Raw genomic sequence first — 25,561 nt, 5'->3', positions numbered from 1 at the left:
CGAGAGCGAGCAAGTGGAGTCTGTGGATACCCGCATTTCGCCGTCATGGTCGGGCTTGTCCCGACCATGACGGTCAGAGCGGCCTCCCCGCTCAGAACGGCAGATACTGATACAGCCAGGTCTCGGTCAGCACCGTCTCGCCCGCTTTCAGGAAGCAGCGCATCTCGACCGGGTCGCTGCCGTCGACGGTCAGGTCGAACTGAGCCCGCCAATGGCCGGGCACGTCGTTGGGCACCGCTTCCGCGAAGATGTAGGAGAAGCTGCCCCGCGACGCCGAGAGCATGACCTCGGGCTTCACGCCGAAGGGGATCGTCTCCAGCGCCGGTCCCTTGAACTCGATCATGAACTTGCGCACGCCCTTGGGACGCGTGGTGCCGGGCTGGCCGCCATTGCCCAGGCGCGTCGCGACGACGCGGCCGAGCTGCGTCGGGAACGGCTCGTCGGCGAGCCAGTGCAGCCGGTAGCGAAAGGCATAGGACGCGCCCGCCCTGGCCTGCCCTGCCGGCACCCACATCGCGACGATGTTGTCGTGGATCTCGTCATCGGTCGGGATCTCGATGAGCTGGACCGCGCCCTTGCCCCAGTCTCCCTGCGTCTCGACCCAGAGGCTCGGCCGGCGCTCATAGAAGACGCCGTCGAGATAATGCCCGACCTCGCGGTCGCGCTGCATCAGGCCGAAGCCACGCGGTCTCTCGTCCATGAAGGATGAGGCGGTGGTGCGGGAGGGATTGTTGAGCGGCCGGAAGGCGCGCTCGCCGGCGCCGGTCCAGAGCGCCAGCCCATCGGAATCATGCACCTCCGGGCGCCAGTCGACGGCCGTCGTCTTGGCCGTCTCGGAATACCAGTACATCGAGGTCAGCGGCGCGATGCCGAGCCGCTCGACATCCTTGCGCAGATAGAGCGCCGTCTCGATCTCCATCACCACGCCCTTGCCGCGATGCATGCGGAAGCGATAGGCGCCGGCGACGCTCGGCCCCGAGAGCAGCGCGTAGACAACGACGAATTCCGCGCCGGGTGCCGGCGTCTCCAGCCAGATATGGGTGAAGTCGGGAAACTCCTCCGCCTTGCCGCCGACAGCCGGATCGATCGCGAGTCCGCGTGCCGAGAGCCCGTACTGGTAGAGTTCGCCGATGGCGCGGAAATAGGAGGCGCCGAGGAAGGCGACCCAGTCGTTCTTCTTCCAGTCGAGCTTCTCGCCCTTGCGGCCGGGATGGCCGCTGCGGCTTTCCTGAAAGCGGAAGCCGGCGAAGCCCGCGCCACGCGGCAATTCGCGCGCCGGCGAATCCGCCGGCATGTCGAAATAGCTTTCGTCATAGACGATCTCGCGCGCCTTGCCATCGTCCAGCACATGCATGCGCACCGGCTTCTGGAAGTAGCGGCCGAGATGGAAGAACGTTACCGGCCAGGGCGAGGGACCGTCCGCCCAGAGCGCCATCTCTGGCCGGAACCGGATCTTGCCATGGGCATCGTAGTCGATGCGCTCGAGGATGTCCGGTCGCGGGCTCGGCGGTGCCTGATAGGGCTTCGCCGCAAGATCGCGAGCCCGCGTCTTCAAAGTCTCGAAGGTGAAGGCCTCGGCCTCTCCGAGCTTAAGGCCCTGCTGGGCCAGCGCCTCCGGCGCGAAGCCGAGCGCGGCCAGGGCAGCCGTGGCGCTGGCGCCGGCCAGGAGCATGCGACGGTCGGGGCGGGGCTGGCTGGCGCGGGAATGCATGGCTGGAGGGGCTCATCGGGATGGCGACGGCGGCGCCGTCAGGGTTAAGTCGGGCTAGCCTGTCCAAGCAGCAAGGGCAACCGGGAAGGCAAGCATCACTCGATGGCGCCAAATCGTGGCGAAACCGTCACGCCGCCATGACATCCGCAGAATGAATGGCATCCGCCGAATGGCGGATGGGCCGGCGCTTTTCAATTTCCCGATGGCCTGATCTAAAAGGGGCACAGACCAGCACGCAATGTTGGCGTGGAGACCCCAGGGAGGTTGCATGACACCGTTCGTATCCAGCCGGACACTCGCCGGCGTTACCGTTGCGGCCCTGATCGCGTTCGCCCCGGCGGCAGCCCGCGCGCAGGATTTCATCAATGTGCTCACCGGCGGCACCTCGGGCGTCTATTATCCGCTCGGCGTCGCGCTTTCCAAAATCTATGGCGAGAAGATCGCCGGCAGCCGGCCGACCGTGCAGGCCACCAAGGCCTCGGTCGAGAACCTGCAATTGCTGCAGCAGGGCAAGGGCGAGATCGCCTTCACGCTCGGAGACTCGCTCGACGCCGCCTGGAAGGGCGATGAGGAGGCCGGCTTCAAGAGCCCGCTGAAGAAGCTGCGCGGCATCACCGCGATCTATCCGAACTATGTCCAGATCGTCGCCTCGAAGGACAGCGGCATCAAGACGCTGGCCGACCTCAAGGGCAAGCGTCTCTCCGTCGGCGCACCGAAATCAGGCACCGAGCTGAACGCCCGCGCGATCCTCGCCGCCGCCGGCCTGTCCTACAAGGATCTCGGCAAGATCGAGTATCTGCCCTTCGCGGAATCGGTCGAGCTGATGAAGAACCGCCAGCTCGACGCCACGCTGCAATCGGCCGGCCTCGGTGTCGCCTCGCTGCGCGATCTCGCGACCGCCGTCGAGATCACGGTGGTCGAGGTTCCGGCCGCCGTGGTCGACAAGGCGGGCCCGCCCTTCGTCAAGGTCTCGATCCCGGCCAACACCTATACCGGCCAGACCGCCGCCGTCCCCGCCGCGGCCGTGGTGAACTACCTCGTGACCCATGAGGGCATGAAGGAGGAGACCGTCTACCAGATGACGAAGGCGGTCTACGAGAGCCTGGGTGATCTCGGCGCCGCACATGCCGCCGCGCGCTCGATCAAGCTCGAGAACGCACTCGACGGCATGCCGCTGCCGCTGCACCCAGGCGCGGCCCGCTATTTCAAGGAAAAGGGCCTGAAGGTCGGCTCCTGAGCCACCGTTCTTCCCGAGACAAGGGCGGGGCCGGTCGCACCGGCCTCGCCTTTTTGCATGATGTAGCGACCAGCAAGCTGAAGACTGGGGGCGACACGCCATGAGCCGCGACGAAACCAGACCACTAGCCGTGCCCGACATTGCCGGCGCCCATCCCGCAGCGGCCGTGCCCTACGATCCCGAGCACGGCCTGCCCGCAACCTTCGGCACGGGCTGGAAGGGGCGGCTGCTGTTCTGGCTGGCTGTGGGCTTCTCGGCCTTCCAGGTGGTCACCGCCTTCGGCATCCCGCTCGACTTCAGGCTGATCGGCTCCGTTGCCTGGCTGACGCCGATCACCCTGATCCGGATCGCCTTCGTGCTCTGGTTCGCCTGGATCGTGCTGGGCGCGCTGCGCGGCCAGACCATGGTCGAGCCGGCCATCGCCTTCCTGGCCATGCTCGGAGCCTTCGAGCTCGTCTCGCTCTATACGGGCACGCTGCCGAACCAGGTGCTGCGCACGGTCCATGTCGGCTTCCTCGCCCTGATCGCCTGCGGCCTGCTGGCGAATGCCGAGGAGACCTCGCGCCCCGGCCGCCTGTTCTGGTGGGCGGTCGGCGTCATCGGCTTCGCCGTCGGCCTCTATCACTGGTGGAACTATATCGCGCTGGTGAACCGGGCCGGCGAGCTGACCGACGCCGACATGGCCGTCGGGGTCGCAGCGCTCGCCGTCCTGTTCCTGCTGGTCTGGCGCGCCATGGGCATCGCTCTGCCGCTCGTCGCCGGCACCTTCCTGGCCTATTGCCTGTTCGGCCGCTACCTGCCGGCGCCGTTCGACCATCGCGGCTACAGCCTCGAACAGGTCATCGAGCAGATGTCCTTCGGCACCGAGGGCATCTACGCGACGCCGACGGCTGTCTCGGCGACCTTCATCTTCCTGTTCATCCTGTTCGGCGCCTTCATGGAGCGCGCCGGCGTGATCGACTTCTTCAACGACATCTCGATGGCGCTGTTCGGCGGCAAGCAGGGCGGCCCCGGCAAGGTCTGCGTCGCCTCCTCCGCGCTGATGGGTACGGTCTCCGGCTCGGGCGTCGCCAATGTCGTGGCCTCAGGCCAGTTCACGATCCCCTTGATGAAGCGCTCGGGCTTCACCGGCGCCTTCGCGGGCGGCGTCGAGGCGACCTCCTCGATGGGCGGCCAGATCATGCCGCCCGTGATGGGCGCCGTCGCCTTCATCATGGCCGAGACCATCGACGTGCCCTATTCCAAGATCGTCGAGGCGGCGATCATCCCGGCGATCCTCTATTTCGCCGCCTGCTACTGGGCTGTGCATCTCGAAGCCGGCAAGCTCGGCCTCACGGGCCTTCCCAAGTCCGAACTGCCCAGCGCACGCGCCGAACTGCGCAGGAACTGGTATCTGATCGCGCCGCTGCTGGTGCTGGTCTATCTGCTTTTCGCGGGCTTTACCCCGCTCTTCGCCGGTGCGATCGGCCTTGCCCTGACGGTGGCGCTGATCCTCGCGCTCGCCATCTCGGCCGGGCTTGGCTCCACGGCTCTGCGGGTCGCCTTCTGGATCGGCTTCGCGCTGGTCTCGGCCGCGTCGATGGCGATCAGCGTCGCGACCGTGCTCGGCGTCGTCCTGGCGCTGGTCGTCTGGAACATGCTGCGCGGCCGCTCCGGCCGCGAGGTCCTGACGGCCTGTATCGAGTCGCTCGCAGACGGCGCCCGCCAGGCCCTGCCGGTCGGCCTCGCCTGCGCACTGGTCGGCATCGTCATCGGCACGATGACGCTGACCGGGATCGGCACGATCTTCGGCTCCTGGCTGATTGGGATCGGCAAGGAGAGCATGTTCCTGGCGCTCGTCCTGACGATGGTCTTCAGCCTGATCCTCGGCATGGGCATCCCGACCATCCCGAACTACATCATCACCTCCTCGCTGGCCGCGCCGATCCTGCTCCAGCTCGACGTGCCGCTCATCGTCAGCCACATGTTCGTGTTCTATTTCGGCATCATGGCGGACCTGACGCCGCCGGTCGCCCTCGCCGCCTTCGCCGCGGCCCCGATGGCCAAGGTCTCTGGCATGAAGATCGGCGTGCAGGCAGTGAAGATCGCCCTGCCCGGCTTCGTTATCCCTTTCATGGCAGTCTACGATCCCAACCTGATGCTCCAGCCGGTCGCCGGGCTGGCCGGTGCCGCCTACTGGCTCTCGGTCGTCTACATCGTCGCGAAGGCGAGCTTCGCGATGCTGCTTTGGGGCGTCGCCGTCGTCGGCTATCTGCGCGCGCCGCTGCCGGGCTGGCAGCGCATTTGGGCAGCGCTGGCGGCCGCGCTCCTGGTCGCGGCGCTGCCGATCACCGATGAACTCGGCTTCGGACTCGGCGCCCTCCTGGTCGGTCTGCATCTCTGGCGCACGAAAGCCGCCGCGCCGAGACCGGCATGAGCCTGCACGCATGAGTCTGTGTCTGGCCGCCGGCGCACTCGTCGTCGCGCTCGGCGTCGACGAGATCACGCTGCGCTGGCGTCACTCAGTGCAGAAGACGCTGTGGGAGGAGGTCTGGCGGGAAACACCCGCCGGGCTGGTCCTAACGGAAGCCCGGATCGAGGGCTCCGGCGCCGGCATGGATCCGCCCGATGGCGCCAGGCTGATCGACGGCTTCTGGCGCTGGACGCCGAAACTGCCGCCGCAGCGCGAAATCGTCATGCGCCGTTCGGGCGCGACGGCGGATTGGCAGATCTGCATCGCCGGAGCCTGCCGGCCGATGGAGCAGCATCTGCCGCCGGAGGCCGATCCGGTCGTCCTGAAAGCCTGCGGCTGAAGCTCAGCCGCCTTCGGTCAGCCGCTCGATCTTGAGCACGCGGCGCATCAGGTTGATCATGGCGTAGCCGGCGAACACCGAGAACACCGCCATCAGCACATAGCTGACGATCTCGCCGAGCTCGAACAGACCGGCCAACGCCCAGCCGGAAGCCAGGGCCACGCCGAACAGTTCGACCGCGATCAGGATGCCCAGCGAAACCACCATGATCAGGTTACGCCAGTTGGTGCGCCTTTCGGCCATGCTGTCTGTCCTCGAGGTGGGTGCGCCCGCACCCGTTTTTCGGGGGCAAGCTCTAGCGAAGGCGGCTGCGGCATGCAACAAAATCGCATCGCTCGGCCGAGATGGTCGTTCCTGCCACGTTTGAAAAGACCTGATGATCGATACGCCTGTCTTTGGCGCGGCCGCCGCTGCCGCACCCCACCATCTCGCTTCAGAAGCCGGACGCGCCGTTCTTGCCGAGGGCGGCAACGCCATCGAGGCGATGGTCGCGATGGCGGCGACCATCTCGGTGGTCTACCCGCATATGAACGCGATCGGCGGTGACGGCTTCTGGCTGGTGCATGAGCCCGGCGGCAAGGTCCACGCCATCGAGGCCTGCGGCCCGGCCGGCTCGCTCGCCACCATCGAGCGCTACCGCGAAAGGGGTTGCGACGTGATCCCCTCGCGCGGTCCGGACTCGGCTGTGACCGTCGCGGGTGCGATCGGCGGCTGGGAGGCGGCACTGTCGCTGTCGAAGTCTCTCGGCGGCCGCATGCCGCTGAAGGACCTTCTGGCGGACGCCATCCGTCACTGCGACGAAGGCTACGAGATCTCCCCGTCGGAGCTGCGGACCTGGCCGCAGCAGGTCGAGGCCGTGAAGGAGGCGATCGGCTTCAGCGAGTTCTTCTGGCCGGGCGGAGAACAGCCCAAGGCCGGCGCACGCCGCAAGCCGGATGCCCTCGGCGCGACCTTCCGCCAGCTCGCCGATGCAGGCCTCGCCGATTTCTACCGCGGCGATGTCGGCCGCGAGATCGCCGCCGATCTCGAGCGGATCGGCGCCCCCGTCACCCGCGCCGACCTGGAAGCTTTCAAGGCTCGTGCCGTGGCGCCGCTCTCGATCAGGCTACCGGAACTGACCGTCTACAACTTCGCCCCGCCGACCCAGGGCGTCGCCGCGCTGCTGATTCTGGGCATCTTCGAGAAGCTCGGCGTCACCCGCGCCGAGGGTTTCGACCATCATCACGGCCTGGTCGAAGCGACCAAGCGCGCCTTCGCGATCCGCGACAGGATCGTGACCGACCCTGCCTTCGCGACGGTCGACCCGACGAGCGTGCTGACCGAGGAGGTCTTCGCCCGCGAGGCGGCCGCGATCGACCGCAGGCGTGCCGCCGCCTGGCCGTTCAGGACCGGCGACGGGGACACCGTCTGGATGGGCGCGATCGACGGCAACGGCATCGCCGTCTCCTATATCCAGTCGATCTACTGGGAATACGGCTCGGGCTGCATCCTGCCGCGCACCGGCATCAACTGGCAGAACCGCGGCGTCTCCTTCTCGCTCGACAAGAAGGCAGTGAACCCGTTGCAGCCGGGCCGCAAGCCCTTCCACACGCTGAACCCCGCATTCGCGCGCTTCGACGATGGCCGTATCATGCCGTACGGCGCCATGGGCGGCGACGGCCAGCCCCAGTTCCAGGCGCAGATCCTGTCACGCTACCGCTTCGGCCAGAGTCCTGCGGCCGCCGTCGACGCACCGCGCTGGCTGTTCGGCCGAACCTGGGGCGCCGGCTCGATCTCGCTCAAGCTGGAGAGCCGCTTCGACCCGATGCTGCTTGCACGCCTGACCGGCTCGGGCCACCCGGTCGAGGAATATTCGGAAGCATATTCCGACCAGTTCGGTCATGCCGGCATGCTCGTGAAGCATCCGAAGGGCCATGTCGAGGCGACGCACGACCCGCGCTCCGACGGCGATGCCAAGGGCTGCTAGAGGACACCGAATTCAGATGCTCGTCGACGATCCGTTCCGCTGCTTCGTCCCCTATCCGGAAGCGCCCGTGAAGCACGCGGCTGCCGGCCCGCTTGCCGGGCTGTCCTTCGCGGTCAAGGACCTGTTCGACGTCAAGGGCTACCCGACCGGTGCCGGCTCGCCGCTGGTGCTGGCGCAGTCCGGCATCAAGGCCAAGACCGCCCCGGTGGTGAAGGCGCTACTCGACGCCGGAGCGCGCTTCGTCGGCAAGACCCACACCGACGAACTCGCCTTCTCGTTGAACGGCAACAACGCGCATTTCGGCGCGCCGATCAATCCGGCCGCGCCCGATCGCATCACCGGCGGCTCCTCCTCCGGCTCGGCTGCTGCGGTCGCCGGGCGGCTGGCCGATTTCGCGCTCGGCTCGGATACGGGTGGCTCGGTGCGCGCGCCGGCGAGCTATTGCGGCCTCTTCGGCATCCGGCCGAGCCATGGCCGGCTCTCTCTCAAGCGCGTCTGGCCGCTGGCCGAAAGCCTCGACACCGCCGGCTGGTTCGCGCGCGACGGCGAGGTCTTCGCCCGCGTCGGCGAGGTTCTGCTCGGCGATGACAAGGTCACCTTGCCCGAGACGCCGCGCCTCCTGCTTGCCGACGAGCTCTGCGCCCAGGCCGTGCCCGAGGCCGAAACCCTGCTACGCAACGTGGTGCAGCGCATCGTGCCGCTGCTCGGCGAGCCGCAATCGGTCACCGTCGCGCGCGATCTCGATCCGCTCTACTGGGCCGTGCGCCGCATCCAGGGCCGTGAGGCCTGGGCCTCGGACGGCCGGATGATCGAGCGCTTCGGCATGCCGCTCGGCCCGGGCGTCGCGGAGCGCTTCGCCTATTCCAAGGCTGTCAGCGACGCAGATGTCGCCAGCAGCGAGATGGTGCGAAAGCGCTTCCGCAGCAAACTCGCCAAACTGCTCGGCAGCGACGGCGTGCTGCTGCTGCCGACGGTCCCGGACATTGCCCCCCTCGCCGGCGCCAGCGAGAAGGAGCTCGAGGATTTCCGCAACCGGGCGATCCGGCTGCTCTGCCTTGCCGGTCTGTCGGGCTTCCCGCAGATCTCCGTCCCTGTCGCGCGGCGCGAGGGTGCGCCGCTTGGCCTGTCGGTGATCGGCCCCAAGGGCTCGGACAAGTCGCTGGTCGCGTTCGCCGTCCGCCTGGAGCGGGCGGCCCGCATTCGGATAGCTTGATCGCTTGATAGCGATTGTGTCAGCCCCCATCCTCTGGAGCGGGCTGGACGGGAGAGACGCCATGAGTGGCCACCATCACCACGACCACGATCACCATCACGACAACCACTTCACCCCGATCGAGGCGCGTGTGAAGGCTCTGGAATCGCTGATGGTCGCGAAGGGCTATGTCGACCCTGCCGCGCTCGACGCTATCGTCGAGACCTACGAGACGAAGATCGGCCCACGCAACGGCGCCCGCGTCGTCGCCAAGGCCTGGACCGATCCGGCCTATGCCGCACGACTCAAGGCGGATGGCTCGGCGGCCGTGGCCGAGCTCGGCTATGGCGGGCGCGGCGGCGAGCACATCGTCGCCTGCTTCAACACCCCCGAAGAGCACAACCTGATCGTCTGCACCTTGTGCTCCTGCTATCCGTGGCCGGTGCTGGGCCTGCCGCCGGTCTGGTACAAATCGCCGCCCTATCGCGCCAAGGCCGTGATCGACCCACGCGGCACGCTGGCCGATTTCGGCGTGACCTTGCCGGAAGGCCAGCGCATCCGCGTCTGGGATTCGACTGCCGAGACCCGTTTCATCGTCATCCCGATGCGCCCCGCCGGCACCGAAGGCTGGTCGGAGGAGAAGCTCGCCTCGATCGTCAACCGTGACGCGATGATCGGAACCGGGCTGCCGCGCGTTGAAGATGCCGAGGAGAAGCTGTCGTGAACGGCGGGCAGGATCTCGGCGGGCAGATGGGCTTCGGCCCGGTCAACCCTGAGCCGAACGAGCCGATCTTCCATGCCGATTGGGAAAAGCGCGTGCTCGCGATCAATGTCGCCGCCGGCGCCATGGGTGCCTGGACGATCGACGGAATCCGCGCCGCGCGCGAGAGCCTGCCGCCGGCGCAGTATCTCTCCTCCTCTTATTACGAGATCTGGCTGGCCGGGCTCGACAAGGTGCTCGTCCAGCACGGCTTCCTGACGCCGCAGGAGCTGGAACAGGGAACGCCCCTCGCTCCCGCCAAGCCGCCCAAGCGCGTCCTCAAGGGCGAGGAGGTCGAAGGCGTCCTGCGCCGCGGCTTCCCCTATGAGCGCGAGGCACAGGCGCCGGCGAAATTCGCCGTCGGCGACAAGGTCCGCACCCTCGTGATGCACCCGAAGCATCATACCCGTCTGCCACGCTATGCCCGCGGCAAGCTGGGCGTCGTCGAGCGCATCACCGGCTGCCATGTCTTCCCCGACACCGGCTCGCAGGGCCTGCCGGAAACGGCGCAATGGCTCTACACGATTGTCTTCACCGGCCCGGAGCTCTGGGGCCGCGATGCCGATCCGACTTCGACGGTCTCGATCGAGGCCTGGGAGAGCTATCTTGAGCCGGCCTGATACGGACCTCGCGGTTGCGCTCGCCGCCGATACGCCGATTCCGCGCGACGCCGACGGGCCGGTCTTCGCAGAGCCCTGGCAGGCCCAGGCCTTCGCGCTCGTCGTCGCCTTGCAGAACGAGGGCGTGTTCAGCGCCGATGAATGGGCGCAGGCGCTCGGCGCCGAGATCCGCGAGGCGGTCGCTGCTGGCGGCTGCCGCGACGGCTCGGATTATTACGAACGCTGGTGCGAGGCTCTGGAGCACCTGCTCATCGCGAAGGGCCTCGCCTCGCATGACGGCGTCGATGCGCTCGCGGCCTCATGGGCTCGCGCCGCCGAGGCGACGCCGCATGGCAAGCCGATCCTGCTGGAGAACGATCCGCAGAGGAGCTGAGCGGGCGCTGCTCAGGCGACCCCGAGCGACAGGAGGTCGTGCACATGCACGAGCCCGACCGGGCGCTCCTGCCCGTCGGCCACGATCAGCGCCGTGATGCGCAGCCGGTTGACCATTTCGAGCGCCTCGCCGGCCAGCGCATCGGGCGCAATCCGACGCGGATTGGGGCTCATCACGTCGCGCGCCCGCTGGGCGATGCCCCCACCGGCCATCAGCTTGCGGCGCAGGTCGCCATCCGTGACCACGCCGACGAGCTTTCCGTCCGGGTCGATCACGATCGCGCAGCCAAAGCCCTTGGACGAGATCATCTCGATCACGTCCGGAACCGCCGCATCGAGCCCGACCACCGGCAGGGCGCTGTCGCGATGCATGATGGTCTCGACAGTCTTGAGCTGCGCACCGAGCTTTCCACCCGGGTGGTAGACGAAGAAATCCTGGCGCGAGAAGCCGCGCGCCTCGAGCAGCGCGACCGCCAGCGCATCGCCGAGCGCGATCTGCATCGTCGTCGAGGTCGTCGGGGCAAGCCCGTTGGGGCAGGCCTCCTGTGCCTTAGGCAACAACAGCGTGACGTCGGCCTCGCGGCCGAGCGCGCTGTCGGCATTGGCGGTGATCGCGATTAGCCCGACGCGGAAGCGCCGTGTATGGGCGACGATGGCTGCGAGCTCCGCCGTCTCGCCCGACCAGGACAGTGCGACGACGACGTCCTCGGGCTGGACCATGCCGAGATCGCCATGGCTTGCCTCGGCCGGATGGACGAAATGGGCGGGCGTGCCGGTCGAGGCCAGCGTCGCCGCGATCTTGCGCCCGACATGGCCGGACTTGCCCATGCCGGAGACGACGACGCGCCCGCCGGCGGCCTGGATCATCGCCACCGCAGCGCTGAAGGGCTCGCCCAGTCCATTGGCCAAGGCGCCGTGAAGGGTATCGAGGCCGGCGCGTTCGGTCGCGATGGTGCGGAGCGCGGAAGCGCGAATATCGGCTGTCATGGCGCGCGCTCTAGCACAGTCCCTGCCGCGCTTGCCACCGCCATGGCGAGCCCACGACCCGTCATCCGTTTGGAGGATGCCTCTGGACGCGCCGCGCCACTAATGTCGAAATCGCGGGACGGACTTGTCCATGCAGCGAGGGCCTGAAGGAACGCATCCAGCGAGGATCGTGCCATGCCGCTGACGCCGAAAGAATATCTCGATCGCTACACCACGATCGTCGTCAAGCACCCGCTCGACGGCACGCAGGTGACGACCGGCCTGACCGGCTACGGTTCGGGCTGGGGCCCGGAGCCGGGTTGCAACCGCAAGACGCTCGGACCGAAGGCGCAGCAGGAATTCTTTGCCCTGAAGACCGCGCTGCAGAAGCACCTCAGCGGTGGCACCGGCAAGCTCAAGCCACTGCCCAAGGAGATCTATTTCAAGGACCAGCCCCTCGGGAATATTCCCTCGCTCGAAGCGTTCTATCCGATCACGCTGATCAACAGCTTCGTCGGCAAGGGCAGCCCGGACGAAATCCGCGACACGTTGCGGCTGGCGATCGCCCTCGGCCGCATCGGCGGCAAGCGGGACAAGGCCGGCCAGGCCGCCGGCGCCTCGACCATCGGCGAGTATATGGAGCGCTTCCTCACCCTCGACTGCAACGGGCTGGTCGGCAACTATTACGGCCTCAACAAGATCCCGAACGTCTCGGTGGGCAGCTACGCGGTCCCCGCCCGCTGTCGCAAGACGATGAACGACGTGCGCCAGGGGGACTGCATCGTCACCCACAGCAAGACCAGGCCCTATGAGCACATCGCCCTCGTCGAGCTCTGGCAGGTGACCGAGAACGTGCCGACGAAGGACATGAAGGGCACCGTCTTCGCCAAGATCGTCGAATGGGGCCAGGCCGGCGGCGAGGAAAAGCACTATACCGGCGCCACAGCGAAGACGATCAAGGTTGGCCCGGGGCCCGAGAAGGCCTGGGGCGTTGGCTTCGACGGAGCCAACGGCACCTATCGCTATGTGTTCGCGCCGCCGCCCTCCTTCTCGGAGCACAATGGCTGGCCCGATTAGGGTCTGAGGCCGATCCATTGACGCGTCGTTAACCGAGTTCGTTCTAACTCCGTTAACCATGCGCGCTCTCCCAGGCGTGCCCAAGCTCATGCCTTGGAGCGACGAAAGCCTCGTGTCCCGCCGCCTAACGCCCCTGCTTCTGACCGGCGTCGCCGCCGCGAGCCTCGCGCTCGCCGCGACGGCCGTGCAGGCGCAGCAGGCCCGCCGGACGGCGTTGCGGCCGAGCGTTCCCGCCTATGTCGCCCAGCAGCCCGCGCCGGAATTTCCCGTCGCCACCTCGATCTCGGCGACGCCCGATTCAATCGGCGACCCGGCAGCGCTGATCCAGCAACAGCGCTCGACGATTTCACGCGCCGCTCCGCCCCGTGCCAGTCGGTCGGTGCGTGGCGAATCCGTGCGCGGGGTCACCCAGCGCCAGTTCCGGCGGCCGCAGCCGACGGTGACCGGCCTGCCGCCGTCTCCGCCGCCGCCACCGCCCGTCCGCCGCGCCAGCACGGAGACAGACCCCTACGCACCGCTCGGCCTGCGGCTGGGCAATGTCGTGCTGAAGCCTGCGCTGACCAGCGGCATCGGCTACGACACAAATCCGCAGCGCACCGCCGGCCCAGACCGCAAGGGCTCGCCCTTCAGCCGCTTCGACGGCGAAACCGAGATCCAGTCGGACTGGAACGTCCACGAGCTCAAGGGCAAGCTGCGCGGCGGCTACAGCTCCTATTTCCGCAACCACGAGGCCTCGCGGCCCGATGGCGAGGGCGCTCTCGACTTGCGGCTCGATGCCTCGCGCGACACTCGCATCTTGCTCGAATCGCGCTTCAGGCTCGACACGCAGCGCCCCGGCTCGCCGGACCTCAACGCGCCCGTGGTGGGCCGCCCACTGGTCTATCAGTATGGCGGCTCGGCCGGCGTCACCCATGACTTCAACCGCCTGCAGATGACGCTGCGCGGCTCGATCGACCGGTACGACTACGAGGACGCGACCCTGATCAGCGGCGCCACGCTGAGCCAGGCCGATCGCAACCAGACCCAGTACGGCCTGCGCCTGCGCGCCGCATACGAGGTCACTCCCGGCTTCAAGCCCTTCGTCCAGGGCGAGATCGACACGCGGGAATTCGACGAGCCGGTCGATTCGAGCGGCTACCAGCGCTCCTCCGACGGCGCGACGGGCCGCATCGGCACGACCTTCGAGATCAGCCGCCAGATTACCGGCGAAATCTCCGGCGGCTACCAGAACCGCAAATATGACGACCCGCGCCTGCGCAACCTGAAGGGCTATGTCGGCGATGCCGCGATCCTTTGGGCGCCGACGCCGCTGACGACCGTGACCCTGCGCGGCACCTCAGAACTCGGCGACACCACCATCGCCGGCTCCTCGGGCACGCGGGTCCACCGTGCTGCGCTCGAGATCGCTCACGCGCTGCGGCGCAACCTGATCGTCACCGGCATCGGCGTCTTCAGCCGCACCGTCTATGAGGGCCCGAACCCGCGGGAGGATTATGCCAGCCTCGGCGCCCGCATCGAGTACAAGCTGACGCGCACCTTCTCGGTGCGCGCGAGCTTTACCCATGAAAGGCTGAACTCGACCGCCGTGGGCTCCGACTACACGGCGAATGTCGCGCAGGTGGGTCTGCGGGTGCAGTTCTAGGGACGCAACCCCGACTGCCCCCTACTCCATCCCCTCCAGCTCGACGATCAGCCCCTCGATCATCGAGAGTCCGATCTGCCAGAAGGCCGGATCGCGCGCGTCGAGCCCGAAGGGCGCCAGCAGCTCGGAATAGGGCTTGCTGCCACCTGCCGAGAGCAGGGCGAAATAGCGTTCCTGGAAGCCCTCCGCCGCGTTCTGGTAGACGCCGTAGAGCGAGTTCACCAGGCAATCGCCGAAGGCATAGGCGTAGACATAGAAGGGCGAATGGATGAAGTGCGGGATGTAGCACCAGAACGGCTCGTAGCCGGGGCCGAGCCGGATCGCCGGACCGAGGCTTTCGGCCTGCACGCTCATCCAGAGTTCGCACAACGCCTCGGCCGTCAGTTCGCCTGATCTGCGGGCCTCATGCACCTTCCGCTCGAAGGAGTAGAACGCGATCTGGCGCACGACCGTGTTGATCATGTCCTCGACCTTGGCCGCCAGCATCGCCTTGCGCTGCTTGGGGTCGGTCGTGCCGTCGAGCAGGCGGCGGAAGGTCAGCATCTCCCCGAAGACGCTCGCGGTCTCGGCCAGGGTCAGCGGCGTCGGCGCCATCAGCGCGCCATTGGGCGCCGCCAGCACCTGGTGCACGCCATGGCCGAGCTCATGGGCGAGCGTCATCACGTCGCGTGGCTTGCCCTGGTAGTTGACGAGGACATAAGGGTGCGCGGATGGCACCGTGGGATGCGCAAATGCGCCCGGCGCCTTGCCCGGGCGGACCGGCGCGTCGATCCAGTGCTCGTCGAAGAAGCGCCGCGCGATCCCGGCCATCGCCGGTGAGAAGGCACCATAGGCGTCGAGCACCGTGTCGCGCGCCTCGGTCCAGGGGATCGTGCGCTGCTCGACCTGCGGCAGCGGCGCGTTGCGGTCCCAGAAATCGAGCTCCTCGCGGCCGAACCACTTCGCCTTCAGCTTGTAGTAGCGGTGCGACAGTCGCGGATAGGCTTCGCGCACGGCGGAAACGAGGGCGTCAACGACTTCACGTTCAACCCTATTGGCGAGGTGGCGCGAATCCGCGACATCCTCGAACTTGCGCCAACGGTCGGAGATTTCCTTGTCCTTGGCGAGCGTATTGGTGATCAGCGCGAAGATGCGCAGATTGCCGCGGAACACCTCGCTCAGCGCCTCGGCGGCGGCCTTGCGCACGGCGCCATCGGCGTCCTGCAGCTTGTTCAGCGTCAGTTCGAGAGTCAGCTCCTCCTCGCCGAACTTGAAACGCAGCGAGGCGATGGTCTCGTCGAAGAGACGGTTCCAGGCGGCATGCCCGGTCATCGACTTCTCGTGGAACAGGGCCTCGATCCGGTCCTCGAGCTGATGCGGCTTGTCCTTGGCCAGATCCTCGATCCAGGGCTTCCAGTGCGACAGCGGCGGCTGCGCCACGACGCGCGCCAGCAGATCGGGCTCGATGCGGTTAAGTTCGAGCTCGAAGAACAGCAGCTCGGTTACCGCCGCATTCAGCTTGTCCTGCGTGTCGCCATAGAACTTGGCGCGCTGCGGGTCGGTGGTGTCGCCGGCATAGACGAGCCCGGCATAGGCGCCGATCCGTCCAAGCAGGTCGCTCAGTTTCTCGAAGGTTCCGACGGCCTCGGCCAGCAGCGCGCTGGCGTCCTCGCGCTCGGCCAGCGCTGCCAGCTTGCCGCGATAGAGCGCAGCAAAGCCCTGCGCCTGCGTCATCGCGCCCTCAAGATCAGCCTTCAGGACGGCCGAATCCATCGACGGGTAGAGATGGCTGAGGTCCCACTCCGGCAAGGGGCCGAGTGCCCTGGCCGCACGGGCCGCGGCGGTCTCGGCGGCGCTGGCGCGCATCGCCCCGTCAAACGCAGTCGTCATCTCTGAATCACCTCGCAGGATCGGGCTGGCTCTACACTCATATGCGCGGGCGAGGTGACGCGATCAACGCTGGCGTGAGGCTGGCGTGGTCGCAGGCCGCCGCCGAGGCCGTGATGCCGCCGCACTTCGCTTAAGCACCGCTTAACCGTTCTGGCCGAGGATGCCCCAGAACGGAACAGCGATTCCGCTGCTGATCGCATTCAGCATCCCGTGCCCGGCTACCGAGGTGTCATGACAGCCACCGTCCTCGTCGTCGACGACGATCCCGTCCAGCGGCGCCTGCTCGACGCCATGCTCAAGCGCTTCGGCTATGACGTCGTCACCGCCGAAACCGGCCACGATGCGCTCCAGCAAATCGCCGGGCCCGGCGGCGAGCGCTTCGATGCGGTCGTCCTCGACCTCGTCATGCCCGAGCTCGACGGCATGGGCGTGCTCGCCGCCCTGCGCGAGCGCGGCATCGAGACCCCCGTCATCGTGCAGACGGCCAATGGCTCGATCGAGACCGTCGTGCAGGCGATGCGTGCCGGCGCGATCGACTTCGTCGTCAAGCCGGTCGGCGCCGAACGCCTGCAGATCTCGCTCAAGAATGCGCTCAAGCTCGGCGCCCTCGAGCACGAGCTGCGCCACATCAAGCGGCGCAACGCCGGCACGCTCGGCTTCCGCGACCTCGCCACCAAGAGCGCCGACATGGCCCGCGTCGTGCGCCTCGCCGAACGCGCGGCGAAGTCGAACATCCCGATCCTGGTCGAGGGTGAGTCCGGCGTCGGCAAGGAGGTGCTTGCCCGCGCGATCCAGGGCTCCAGCGACCGCAAGGGCAAGCCCTTCGTCACCGTGAACTGCGGTGCGATCCCGCACAACCTCGTCGAATCGATCCTGTTCGGCCACGAGAAGGGCTCATTCACCGGCGCGACCGAACGCCATGTCGGCAAATTCGTCGAGGCCAATGGCGGCACCCTTTTCCTCGACGAGGTCGGCGAACTGCCTCTCGACGCGCAGGTCAAGCTGTTGCGCGCCATCCAGGAGGGCGAGGTCGATCCGGTCGGCGGCAAGAAATCAGTGCGCGTCGACATCCGCATCATCTCCGCGACGAACAAGAGCCTGCTCGACCAGGTCAAGGCCGGTGAGTTCCGCGAGGACCTCTACTACCGGCTCAACGTCTTCCCGATCACCCTGCCGCCGCTGCGTCAGCGCCGCGAGGACATCCCCGATCTGGCGCGCGGCTTCCTCGCCCGCTTCGCTGCCGAGGAAGGCAAGAAGCTGCGCGGCATCTCCGCCGAGGCGCTGTCCCTGATCGGCGGCTATGACTGGCCGGGCAATGTCCGCCAGCTCGAGAACGCGATGTTCCGCGCGGTGGTGCTCGCCGATGGCGACGAGCTCACCGTCGCCGAATTCCCGCAGATCGCGGCGCAGATGGACGGCTTCGACGTCCGCATCCCGCCGGCGCCCGCGCCGCTCGGACCGGCGGAGGCGCGCAGCGAGTCGCCGCGCATCATCCAGATGCCGGTGCGCGACCCCAATGCTCTCGACCTCGTCGAGGGCTCCGACATGCGCAAGCTCGACGAGCTCGAGCGCGAGATCATCAAATTCGCGCTGGTGCATTATCGCGGCCACATGTCCGAGATCTCGCGCAAGCTCGGTATCGGCCGCTCGACCCTCTACCGCAAGCTCAAGGATTACGGGCTGATCGAGCCTGAATCGGGCGCGGATGAAACCGACGCGGCCTGAGCCGCGACCAACCGAATGCAGCCGCGTGTTGCGCTGCCGCATCTTGTCGTAACGGACCGAGTCACGCAGGAATGGCGGCACTCGGCAGAATTCAGGGATAGCGACCATGCGTCGTCGCCAATGGGCGAATCTGGCTTGCGTCTCGGCTCTGGCGCTCTCTCTCGGATGTGCCGCAGCCCTCGCCGAGGGCGGCGCCGGCACCGATCCGACGCTGGGGATTCCGCTGCCGGAGCAGCCTGCGCTCGTTATCCTTGACGGTGAAAAGCCGGCCGCAGCTCAGCCGCAGGCCAGGGCCGAGGCGACGCCGGACACACCCGCCGACGCCCGCTCTGCGACGGCCGGCACCGCCGATTCCGAGCCCGGCATGGTGACCGGCGCGGTCACGCCCTCGGCCCAGCCGCATGGCAGCCTCGTCACGCCGGACCTGCCCGCAGCGCCGGCCGCGACGCCGGACGAGCCCGTCGAACTCGACATACCCGAGATCGAGTTGCCGCCCGCCGACCCGGCGCTGACCCCGGTCATCAAGCCCGAAGCCGCCCCTGAGCCCACGACTCCGCCGATGCGCTCGGCCGAACCGCTGATCGCGCCGCCCGACCTGCCCAAGGTCGTGGTCGATCTGCCCCCGGCCTCCGAATTCGCCGCGGACATCACGAAGCGTGCCGCCGAGGCCCTGGCCCTGCCGCGCCTCGGCGAGCGCGAGCGCGCCGACATCCTCGCCGCCTATGAGGCCAACGGCAACAAGCCACTCTGGATCGACGGCAAGGGCTGGAGCGAGGCCGGCAAGCGCCTGACAGCACGGCTCAGCCGCGCCACCGAGGACGGGCTGCGCCCGGCCGACTACCCGCTGCCGGCCTTCGAGGCCAGCGACAAGGGCAGCCTCGCGGAGGCCGATGTCAGGCTCTCCGCGCTCGTCGTGCTCTATGCCCGCGATGCGCGCGGCGCCCGCATCGAGCCTCGCCGTCTCTCGAAGCTGCTGACGCCGACGCTGTCTCTGCCTTCGGCCACCGAGGTCCTGTCGGAGCTGAGCGGCGCGACAGATGCCGGCGCCGTTCTCGCCGGCTACAACCCGCAGCATGAAGGCTATCGCCGCCTCAAGGCCAAGCTCGCGGAGCTCCGTGAACATCTCGACGATACGCCGCTGGTGCGGATCCCGGCCGGCCCTGCCCTGAAGCTCGGCATGCGCGACGAGCGTGTTCCGCTGGTGCGCGCCAGGCTCGGCCTCGGCCCGACCGAAGAGCCGGTCTTCGACCGCTCGACGGCGACCGCTCTCGCCGCCTTCCAGAAGCAGGCCGGCCTTCCCGCCAACGGCATCCTCGGCGCGCAGACGCTGGCCGCGCTCGGCACGCCGGCGCGAGCCCGCGGCGAGCAGGATATCGTCGCCCAGATGGAGCGCTGGCGCTGGCTGCCCGTCGATCTCGGCGCCAAGCACATCATGGTCAACGTGCCCGAGTTCCGCGTTCGCGTCGTCGAACAGGGGCGGGTCGTCCATGAGACGCGCGCCATCGTCGGCAAGCCCGAAACCGCGACGCCCATCTTCTCGCACAAGATGGACCATGTGATCGTCAACCCGTCCTGGTATGTGCCGCCCTCGATCCTGAAGAAGGAATTCATCCCGGGTCTGGCTGCGGATCCGGAATACGCGGCCAAGCGCGGCTATGTCGTGACCCGCAGCAAGGGCGGCGGCATCTCGGTGCGTCAGCCGCCGGGCGAGCGCAACGCGCTCGGCTGGATCAAGTTCATGTTCCCGAACGAACATGCGGTCTACCTGCACGACACGCCCAACCGCCGGCTCTTCGCCAATGAGCGGCGCGCCTTCAGCCATGGCTGCGTCCGCGTCGACAACCCCTTCATGCTCGCCGACCAGGTGCTCGGCGCGGAATGGACGCATGAGCGGCTCAAGCGCCTGATCGGCTCCGGCGAGCGCCGCATCAACCTGCCGCAGCCGCTGCCGATCCACCTCGTCTACAACACCCATGTCGTCGGAGCGGACGGCAAGCTGACGACCTTCGAGGATCTCTATGGCTTCCACCGCATGGTGCGACAGGCGCTCGAACAGCAGGGCTGATCCAACTGGCTGAAATTTGGGCACCTTTTCGCCACGATCCACAGCTAGCCAGCGGAACGCAAAAAATGTTGGCATGCCAAATCCCGGCTTGCTAACCAATCGTTAACGCTTCTCCGCAACTGTTCGTTCACGTTCATTCGCGCCGCTCAGCCGGGGCATCGAGACGGGTCAGGCAGATTGGGCAGGTCAAACGCCACGCTTTCGGGACGGCCTCTGTCGCGCTCGAAGCCGGTTCTTCGTCGGGCGCTGGCGCTGGGCGTCGCAGCGGGCGCACTGCTGCTCGGCGTGCGCGGTACCCAGGACGCCATCGCCAATGGCGACACCCGCACGCTGACCATCCGGCACATGCACACCAAGGAGGAGACGACCGTCACCTTCAAGCGTGACGGCCGCTATCTATCCGAAGGCCTCGAAAAGCTGAACTGGGCCCTGCGCGACTGGCGCACCGACGAGCCGATCCGGATGGATCCGCGCCTGTTCGACGTCGCCTGGGAGGTGCAGCGCATGGTCGGCTCCGAACAGCCTTTCCATGTCGTCTCGGCCTATCGCTCGCCGGGCACCAATTCGATGCTGCGCCGCCGCTCCAGCGCCGTCGCCAAGCACAGCCAGCACATGCTCGGCAAGGCGATGGACTTCTATCTGCCGGACACGCCGACCGCCCGCATCCGCGAAGCCGGAATGCGACTCCAGCGCGGCGGCGTCGGCTTCTACCCTGGCGCCCACACCCCCTTCGTGCATCTCGACGCCGGCTCGGTTCGCTCCTGGCCGCGCATGACGCGCGATCAGCTCGTTCGCCTGTTCCCCGACGAGAAGACCGTCCACCTTCCGGCGGACGGCCAACCCTTGGGCGGCTATGAATTGGCCAAGGCCGAGATCCTGGCGGGCGGCGGCGCCGTCGCCGGCTATGCCGCCGCCGATCTCGACGAGGGCGCGGTGATCTCGTCGGGCCGCAAGAGCCTCTGGGCCGCGCTGTTCGGCGGCGACGAAGAAGAGGCGGATGCCCGCCCGACCCGCGGTCGCCGCGCCGCGCCGCGGCCTCAGCCCACCGTCATGGCCTATGCCAACAGCGGCTACGAAGACAACAATTCCAACGATGGCGGCCGCTTTGCCGTCGCCATGGCGGCTCCTGAACCCGCCCCGCGCTCCCTGGCACGCGAGCGGGCCGACCGGCTGGCGCCCCGCGCCGGCGAGCCGCCGGCGGCCCAGGCGGTCGCTCCCGTCAATGCCGCTGCGGCGCCTCTGCCGCCGCAGGAGAGCCGGCCGTCCCTCGTCGATGCCCCGATCCCGCTCGCCCGTCCGCGCGGCCTGACCCTGCCACAGCAGCCCGGCGACGGCCCGGTCCAGGTCGCCGCGCTGCCGGGAGCCGGCGGCGCACTCGCCTTTGCCCAGCAGCCGGCACCTGCCGATCAAAAGCTCGTCCTCGCGGCCCTGCCGCCACGGCGGCCGGGCGAAATCGCGGGCCTGGCCGAGACGGTGATCGCCGGCCGGCCGACCAACGCACCCTTGCCGCCGATGCGGCCGACCGCCCTGGCGCCCTTCGCCCTGGCGAGTCACTCGACCACGCAGGCGCTGTCGGCCCAGCCGGGCCTCCGCGGCTCGGACGCGGCGACGCAGCCAGCCGTTCCGGAAGGCCGCCTCGTCACGGTCAGCCATCCGCTGCCGCCCAGCCGACCGCAGACCGGTGGCGTGAGCGTCGCCGCGTCGACGCCCGCCCGACATGCCGCCACGCCGATCGTGGCTCAGTATGACGCCGACCGCACAGGCCTTGATTCACTCTTCGCCGCGGTGGCGCGCACCCCCGCCCCTGCCGGCACCAGCGTGACGGTGGCGACCGCTCGCGCCAAGGCGACCTCGCATGCCAGCGCTCCGATCGCGGGACCCAGCCCGGCCGCTGCGCTCGGTTTCAGCCATGCCGAGCCGAGCGACGCCAAGACCGGCTCCTTCAGCGGTCCGGCCGTGCGGGCGCTGCCGACCAACTTCGTTCAGAACTGAACCGATCCGTCCCCCGCGTTAACCGATTGCTGACCCCGCTCGCGTCACACTGCCGGCGATTCGCCAGCAGTGAGAGTGAGATGGGACAGGTTCTGCAGTTTCGACTGCCGCAAAATCGGGAAGTCGCCCCGGTCGGGCTCGCGCTCGATCTGCTCTCGGCCGTGGATTTCGCGCTGCGCGATCTGACCGACATCGGCAACCATGTCACGCTGGAAGCCGTGCGCGAGCAGGCCGCCGCCTGCCGCGAGATGCTGGAAGCCGCCTACCTCGCCGAGTGCGAGCACGGCTGACGCCGTCAGAGCGCCGTCAAAATGCGGCGGCGCTTTCCGGCGGGCATTGTGGCATAGCTGATCCCAACTTCGCGTAACGGCAGTTGGTCGATGATCATACGCCAGCTCATCTATCTCGACGCGCTCGCCCGCGAGAAGCACTTCCGCCGCGCCGCCGAGGCCTGCCACGTCTCGCAACCGACGTTGTCGGCCGCCATCGTGCAGCTCGAGGAGGAGCTCGGCGTCCTGATCGTCGAGCGCGGCCGGCGCTTCCAGGGTCTGACCCGGGAAGGCGAGGTCGTGCTCGCCCACGCCCGCCGCATCCTCGCCGAAGCCGACCAGATGAAGGACGCGATCGCGGAACTGCGCGAGGGCGTCAGTGGCAGGATCAGGCTCGGGGCCGTCCCGACGGCCCTGCCGATGATCGCCCATATCACCGCACCATTCTCGACACGCTACCCCGGCGCCTCGCTTGCGGTGCTGTCTCTGACCTCGACCGAGATTCAGGACGGGATCGACAATTTCGAGCTCGATGTCGGCCTGACCTATCTCGACAACGAGCCGCTCGAACGGGTCATCTCGAAGCCGATCTATCAGGAATCCTACGTGCTCCTGACCCGCGAGGACGGGCCGCTCGGCGAACGCGAGACCATTACCTGGGCCGAGGCCGCGGGCCTGAAGCTCTGCCTGCTCACGGCGGACATGCAGAACCGGCGCATCATCGACGGCATCTTCCGCTCGGTCGGCCATGCGCCGAAGCCGGCGATCGAAACCAATTCGATCTTCAATCTCTGCTCGCATGCCGGCATCCAGGGCGTCTCCAGCATCGTCTCGTCCCAATTGCTGGAGTTCTTCGGCCTGCCGCTCGGCACCAAGGCGTTGCCGCTGGTCGAGCCCAGGGCGAAGCGCACGATCGGCCTGATCATGGCCGACCGCCAGCCGGCGGCGCCGTTGGCCCGCAACCTGCTGATGATGTCCGGCACCGTGACCGAGGCGGCGCTGCAGCGTCGGCCAATCGTCAAATAGACCGGACCTATCGCATTCGGTTCAAACTTGGACCGCAGGCACCTGACGGCCCGAAGCCATCTGCAGAATGCGCCTTCTGGAAGTCGGACATCCTCCGTCCAGCACAGCCTTTGCCTCGAATTGATAGTCGTGACCTATCACTCAGTCGGAACAAACGATTTGAAATCATCCTAAACTTCGCCACCCTCTCATCCTGTCGAGGAGCCGAAGAACGCTTCAGATCGGAGGGACGATGGCCGAGTATCCAGCCTGGGATCAGGATGAGGCGCGCTCCATCGTCGCCGGTTTTGCTCATCTTGAAGGCGCAGCACTGCCGATCCTGCACGCCCTTCAGGCCACGTTCGGCTATGTCGATCCCAAGGCGGTAGCACTGATCTCCGATGCCCTGAACCTGTCGCGCGCCGAGGTCCACGGCACGATCTCCTTCTACCATGATTTCAAGACGGCTCCGCAGCCGGCCCGCGTGGTCAAACTCTGTCGCGCCGAGGCCTGCCAGGCGCTAGGTTGCGAGGCGCTCGTCGATCACCTCGAGCGCGATTACGGCATCACCGTCGACGGCCATGCCGGCGCCGTTGCAGTCGAGACCGTCTACTGCCTCGGAAACTGCGCCTTGGGTCCTTCGGCACTGATCGACGGGGAACTCGTTGGCCGCATCGATGCCGACAGGCTGGCCGAGCTCTGTCACGGAGCCCACGCATGAGCCCGGCTGCCGCCCCGATCCGGATCTTCGTGCCCATCGATGCGGCGGCCCTGTCGGTCGGCGCCGGGCGCGTCGCAGAGGCGATCGCCCGCGAGGCCCAGTCGCGCGGTATCGCGGTCGATATCGTCCGCAACGGCTCGCGCGGCATGCTCTGGCTCGAGCCGCTCGTCGAGGTCGAGAGCGAGGACGGCCGCATCGCCTATGGCCCGGTCGTAGCCAGGGATGTCGCGGGCCTGTTCGAGACCGGCTTCCACTTCGGTTCGCCTCATGCTCTGCGCCTGGGCCTCACCGAAGAGCTGGACTGGATGAAGCGGCAGCAGCGCCTGACCTTCGCCCGGATCGGCGTCACCGATCCGTTGTCGCTGGCCGATTACCGCACCCATGACGGGCTCGCTGGGTTGAACGCCGCGCTCGGCATGACCGGAGCGGAGATCGTCGAGGCGGTCAGGGCGTCGGGCCTGCGCGGGCGCGGTGGGGCGGGCTTCCCGACCGGCATCAAGTGGAAGACCGTACATGACGCGCAGGCGGAGCAGAAATACATCGTCTGCAATGCCGACGAGGGCGACAGCGGCACCTTCGCCGACCGCATGCTGATCGAAGGCGACCCCTTTATGCTGATCGAGGGCATGGCGATCGCCGCGCTCGCGGTCGGCGCGACCCGTGGCTACATCTATCTGCGCTCGGAATATCCGCATGCCTTCCGGACGCTGCAGCGCGCCATCCTGAAGGCCGAGAGCGCCGGTATCCTCGGCGACAGCGTGCTCGGTTCGGGCCATGCGTTCCATCTCGAGGCCCGCCTCGGCGCCGGGGCCTATATCTGCGGCGAGGAGACCTCGCTGCTCGAAAGCCTCGAAGGCAAGCGCGCGATCGTGCGTGCCAAGCCACCGCTGCCGGCCCTGCAGGGCCTGTTCGGCAAGCCGACCGTCGTCAACAACGTGCTGTCCTTCGCCGCGGTACCGTGGATCCTGCAACACGGTGCGCAGACCTATGCCGATTACGGGCTCGGCCGTTCGCGCGGCACGCTGCCGGTGCAACTCGGCGGCAACGTCAAGCGCGGCGGTCTGATCGAGCTCGCCTTTGGCATCAGCTTGCGCGAGATCATCGAGGATCTCGGCGGCGGTACCCTCTCGGGCCGTCCGATCCGCGCGGTGCAGGTCGGCGGGCCGCTCGGCGCCTATCTGACCGCGGCCCAACTCGACGTCGCCATGGATTACGAGGCGCTGGCCGCGATGAAGGCGATGCTCGGCCATGGCGGCATCGTCGTCTTCGACGACAGCGTCGACATGGCCAGGCAGGCGCGCTTCGCCTTCGAGTTCTGCGCCAAGGAGAGCTGCGGCAAGTGCACGCCCTGCCGGATCGGCGCGACGCGTGGCGTCGAGACGATGGACCGCATCATCGCGAATATCGACCGGCCGAAGAACATCGCCGTGCTGCGCGACCTGTCGAAGCTGATGACCGACGCCTCGCTCTGCGCCATGGGCGGCCTGACGCCGATGCCGGTGATGAGCGCGCTGAACCATTTCGCAGAGGATTTCGACCGGCCGCCGCCGTCCAAGACGTTCCCGCTGGCCGCCGAGTAA

The 25,561-nt window shown here is 67.8% G+C and carries 21 protein-coding genes; 17 read left to right on the top strand and 4 right to left on the bottom strand.

Annotation, left to right across the window (positions count from 1 at the left end):
• Positions 1-91 precede the first annotated feature (91 nt).
• Positions 92-1,711 carry an OpgD/OpgG family glucan biosynthesis protein gene (locus VGN82_RS05175; RefSeq protein WP_327525921.1) on the bottom strand — a complete coding sequence of 540 codons (1,620 nt, stop codon included), beginning with the start codon at positions 1,709-1,711 and terminating at the stop codon, positions 92-94.
• Positions 1,712-1,979: 268 nt separating this feature from the next.
• Here VGN82_RS05175 and VGN82_RS05170 point away from each other — a divergent pair, with 268 nt between their 5' ends.
• The 3 genes from VGN82_RS05170 (at position 1,980) to VGN82_RS05160 (ending at position 5,740) form a co-directional block, all read left to right on the top strand.
• Entirely contained in the window at positions 1,980-2,948 is a 969-nt protein-coding gene (locus tag VGN82_RS05170) for a TAXI family TRAP transporter solute-binding subunit (protein ID WP_327525920.1), read from the top strand.
• Positions 2,949-3,048: 100 nt separating this feature from the next.
• Entirely contained in the window at positions 3,049-5,364 is a 2,316-nt protein-coding gene (locus tag VGN82_RS05165; protein WP_327525919.1) for a TRAP transporter permease, read from the top strand.
• 10 nt (positions 5,365-5,374) lie between these two features.
• Complete coding sequence (locus VGN82_RS05160) at positions 5,375-5,740, top strand: DUF1850 domain-containing protein (RefSeq protein ID WP_327525918.1); 366 nt, start codon at positions 5,375-5,377, stop codon at positions 5,738-5,740.
• Positions 5,741-5,743: 3 nt separating this feature from the next.
• Here VGN82_RS05160 and VGN82_RS05155 read toward each other — a convergent pair whose 3' ends face one another.
• A complete protein-coding gene (locus VGN82_RS05155) occupies positions 5,744-5,983 on the bottom strand; it encodes a hypothetical protein (RefSeq protein ID WP_327525917.1) in 240 nt (79 codons plus the stop codon).
• Positions 5,984-6,116: 133 nt separating this feature from the next.
• On the opposite strand from VGN82_RS05155, the gene VGN82_RS05150 reads away from it, so the two are divergent.
• From VGN82_RS05150 to VGN82_RS05130, 5 genes are all read left to right on the top strand, one after another.
• Positions 6,117-7,706 carry a gamma-glutamyltransferase family protein gene (locus VGN82_RS05150; protein ID WP_327525916.1) on the top strand — a complete coding sequence of 530 codons (1,590 nt, stop codon included), beginning with the start codon at positions 6,117-6,119 and terminating at the stop codon, positions 7,704-7,706.
• Positions 7,707-7,722: 16 nt separating this feature from the next.
• Positions 7,723-8,919: an amidase gene (locus VGN82_RS05145; protein ID WP_327525915.1), complete on the top strand. Its 1,197-nt coding sequence runs from the start codon at positions 7,723-7,725 to the stop codon at positions 8,917-8,919.
• A gap of 61 nt (positions 8,920-8,980) precedes the next feature.
• Positions 8,981-9,622 carry a nitrile hydratase subunit alpha gene (nthA, locus tag VGN82_RS05140; protein WP_327525914.1) on the top strand — a complete coding sequence of 214 codons (642 nt, stop codon included), beginning with the start codon at positions 8,981-8,983 and terminating at the stop codon, positions 9,620-9,622.
• Positions 9,619-10,278, top strand: coding sequence for a nitrile hydratase subunit beta (gene nthB / locus VGN82_RS05135; RefSeq protein ID WP_327525913.1), 660 nt, complete (start codon positions 9,619-9,621; stop codon positions 10,276-10,278). Before nthA ends, nthB begins: the two co-directional genes overlap by 4 nt.
• Complete coding sequence (locus VGN82_RS05130; RefSeq protein WP_414644206.1) at positions 10,265-10,651, top strand: nitrile hydratase accessory protein; 387 nt, start codon at positions 10,265-10,267, stop codon at positions 10,649-10,651. The genes nthB and VGN82_RS05130 overlap by 14 nt, the downstream gene beginning before the upstream one ends.
• An 11-nt stretch (positions 10,652-10,662) precedes the next feature.
• Here the strand turns inward: VGN82_RS05130 and VGN82_RS05125 are convergent, their stop codons facing one another.
• Positions 10,663-11,637, bottom strand: coding sequence for a KpsF/GutQ family sugar-phosphate isomerase (locus tag VGN82_RS05125; protein ID WP_327525912.1), 975 nt, complete (start codon positions 11,635-11,637; stop codon positions 10,663-10,665).
• Positions 11,638-11,811: 174 nt separating this feature from the next.
• Between VGN82_RS05125 and VGN82_RS05120 the strand changes: the two genes are divergently transcribed.
• Positions 11,812-12,693, top strand: coding sequence for a hypothetical protein (locus VGN82_RS05120; protein ID WP_327525911.1), 882 nt, complete (start codon positions 11,812-11,814; stop codon positions 12,691-12,693).
• Between the two features lie 112 nt (positions 12,694-12,805).
• Positions 12,806-14,335 carry an outer membrane beta-barrel protein gene (locus VGN82_RS05115; RefSeq protein ID WP_327525910.1) on the top strand — a complete coding sequence of 510 codons (1,530 nt, stop codon included), beginning with the start codon at positions 12,806-12,808 and terminating at the stop codon, positions 14,333-14,335.
• A gap of 21 nt (positions 14,336-14,356) precedes the next feature.
• Here the strand turns inward: VGN82_RS05115 and VGN82_RS05110 are convergent, their stop codons facing one another.
• On the bottom strand, positions 14,357-16,204 hold the full coding sequence (locus VGN82_RS05110; RefSeq protein ID WP_414644204.1) for a M3 family oligoendopeptidase: 1,848 nt from the start codon (positions 16,202-16,204) through the stop codon (positions 14,357-14,359).
• A gap of 231 nt (positions 16,205-16,435) precedes the next feature.
• On the opposite strand from VGN82_RS05110, the gene VGN82_RS05105 reads away from it, so the two are divergent.
• The 7 genes from VGN82_RS05105 to VGN82_RS05075 all read left to right on the top strand — a co-directional run bounded on the left by VGN82_RS05105 (position 16,436) and on the right by VGN82_RS05075 (position 25,561).
• Entirely contained in the window at positions 16,436-17,929 is a 1,494-nt protein-coding gene (locus tag VGN82_RS05105; protein WP_327525909.1) for a sigma-54-dependent transcriptional regulator, read from the top strand.
• A gap of 106 nt (positions 17,930-18,035) precedes the next feature.
• Positions 18,036-19,994 (top strand): L,D-transpeptidase scaffold domain-containing protein, encoded by a 1,959-nt coding sequence (locus VGN82_RS05100; protein WP_327525908.1) that lies wholly within the window; start codon positions 18,036-18,038, stop codon positions 19,992-19,994.
• Between the two features lie 177 nt (positions 19,995-20,171).
• Positions 20,172-21,986: a peptidoglycan L,D-endopeptidase MepK gene (locus tag VGN82_RS05095; protein ID WP_327525907.1), complete on the top strand. Its 1,815-nt coding sequence runs from the start codon at positions 20,172-20,174 to the stop codon at positions 21,984-21,986.
• 80 nt (positions 21,987-22,066) lie between these two features.
• On the top strand, positions 22,067-22,276 hold the full coding sequence (locus VGN82_RS05090; protein WP_327525906.1) for a hypothetical protein: 210 nt from the start codon (positions 22,067-22,069) through the stop codon (positions 22,274-22,276).
• Positions 22,277-22,366: 90 nt separating this feature from the next.
• Positions 22,367-23,281: a LysR family transcriptional regulator gene (locus VGN82_RS05085; protein ID WP_327525905.1), complete on the top strand. Its 915-nt coding sequence runs from the start codon at positions 22,367-22,369 to the stop codon at positions 23,279-23,281.
• 232 nt (positions 23,282-23,513) lie between these two features.
• The gene (locus tag VGN82_RS05080) at positions 23,514-23,981 is read left to right on the top strand and encodes an NAD(P)H-dependent oxidoreductase subunit E (RefSeq protein WP_327525904.1); all 468 of its coding nucleotides are present in this window, start codon (positions 23,514-23,516) and stop codon (positions 23,979-23,981) included.
• On the top strand, positions 23,978-25,561 hold the full coding sequence (locus VGN82_RS05075; protein WP_327525903.1) for a formate dehydrogenase beta subunit: 1,584 nt from the start codon (positions 23,978-23,980) through the stop codon (positions 25,559-25,561). Before VGN82_RS05080 ends, VGN82_RS05075 begins: the two co-directional genes overlap by 4 nt.

The organism is Allobosea sp. (genome assembly GCF_035999205.1).
GTDB lineage: Bacteria > Pseudomonadota > Alphaproteobacteria > Rhizobiales > Beijerinckiaceae > Allobosea.
Note: the sequence above shows the minus strand (reverse complement) of the source record. Positions and strands in the feature narration are given on the sequence as shown.

Bases quoted from the DNA above. Each gene is read 5' to 3' on its own strand.
- VGN82_RS05175 (WP_327525921.1), bottom strand. From the start codon at position 1,711: ATGCATTCCCGCGCCAGCCAGCCCCGCCCCGACCGTCGCATGCTCCTG.
- VGN82_RS05170 (WP_327525920.1), top strand. From the start codon at position 1,980: ATGACACCGTTCGTATCCAGCCGGACACTCGCCGGCGTTACCGTTGCG.
- VGN82_RS05165 (WP_327525919.1), top strand. From the start codon at position 3,049: ATGAGCCGCGACGAAACCAGACCACTAGCCGTGCCCGACATTGCCGGC.
- VGN82_RS05160 (WP_327525918.1), top strand. From the start codon at position 5,375: ATGAGTCTGTGTCTGGCCGCCGGCGCACTCGTCGTCGCGCTCGGCGTC.
- VGN82_RS05155 (WP_327525917.1), bottom strand. From the start codon at position 5,983: ATGGCCGAAAGGCGCACCAACTGGCGTAACCTGATCATGGTGGTTTCG.
- VGN82_RS05150 (WP_327525916.1), top strand. From the start codon at position 6,117: ATGATCGATACGCCTGTCTTTGGCGCGGCCGCCGCTGCCGCACCCCAC.
- VGN82_RS05145 (WP_327525915.1), top strand. From the start codon at position 7,723: ATGCTCGTCGACGATCCGTTCCGCTGCTTCGTCCCCTATCCGGAAGCG.
- nthA (WP_327525914.1), top strand. From the start codon at position 8,981: ATGAGTGGCCACCATCACCACGACCACGATCACCATCACGACAACCAC.
- VGN82_RS05125 (WP_327525912.1), bottom strand. From the start codon at position 11,637: ATGACAGCCGATATTCGCGCTTCCGCGCTCCGCACCATCGCGACCGAA.
- VGN82_RS05120 (WP_327525911.1), top strand. From the start codon at position 11,812: ATGCCGCTGACGCCGAAAGAATATCTCGATCGCTACACCACGATCGTC.
- VGN82_RS05110 (WP_414644204.1), bottom strand. From the start codon at position 16,204: ATGACGACTGCGTTTGACGGGGCGATGCGCGCCAGCGCCGCCGAGACC.
- VGN82_RS05105 (WP_327525909.1), top strand. From the start codon at position 16,436: ATGACAGCCACCGTCCTCGTCGTCGACGACGATCCCGTCCAGCGGCGC.
- VGN82_RS05100 (WP_327525908.1), top strand. From the start codon at position 18,036: ATGCGTCGTCGCCAATGGGCGAATCTGGCTTGCGTCTCGGCTCTGGCG.
- VGN82_RS05090 (WP_327525906.1), top strand. From the start codon at position 22,067: ATGGGACAGGTTCTGCAGTTTCGACTGCCGCAAAATCGGGAAGTCGCC.
- VGN82_RS05085 (WP_327525905.1), top strand. From the start codon at position 22,367: ATGATCATACGCCAGCTCATCTATCTCGACGCGCTCGCCCGCGAGAAG.
- VGN82_RS05080 (WP_327525904.1), top strand. From the start codon at position 23,514: ATGGCCGAGTATCCAGCCTGGGATCAGGATGAGGCGCGCTCCATCGTC.
- VGN82_RS05075 (WP_327525903.1), top strand. From the start codon at position 23,978: ATGAGCCCGGCTGCCGCCCCGATCCGGATCTTCGTGCCCATCGATGCG.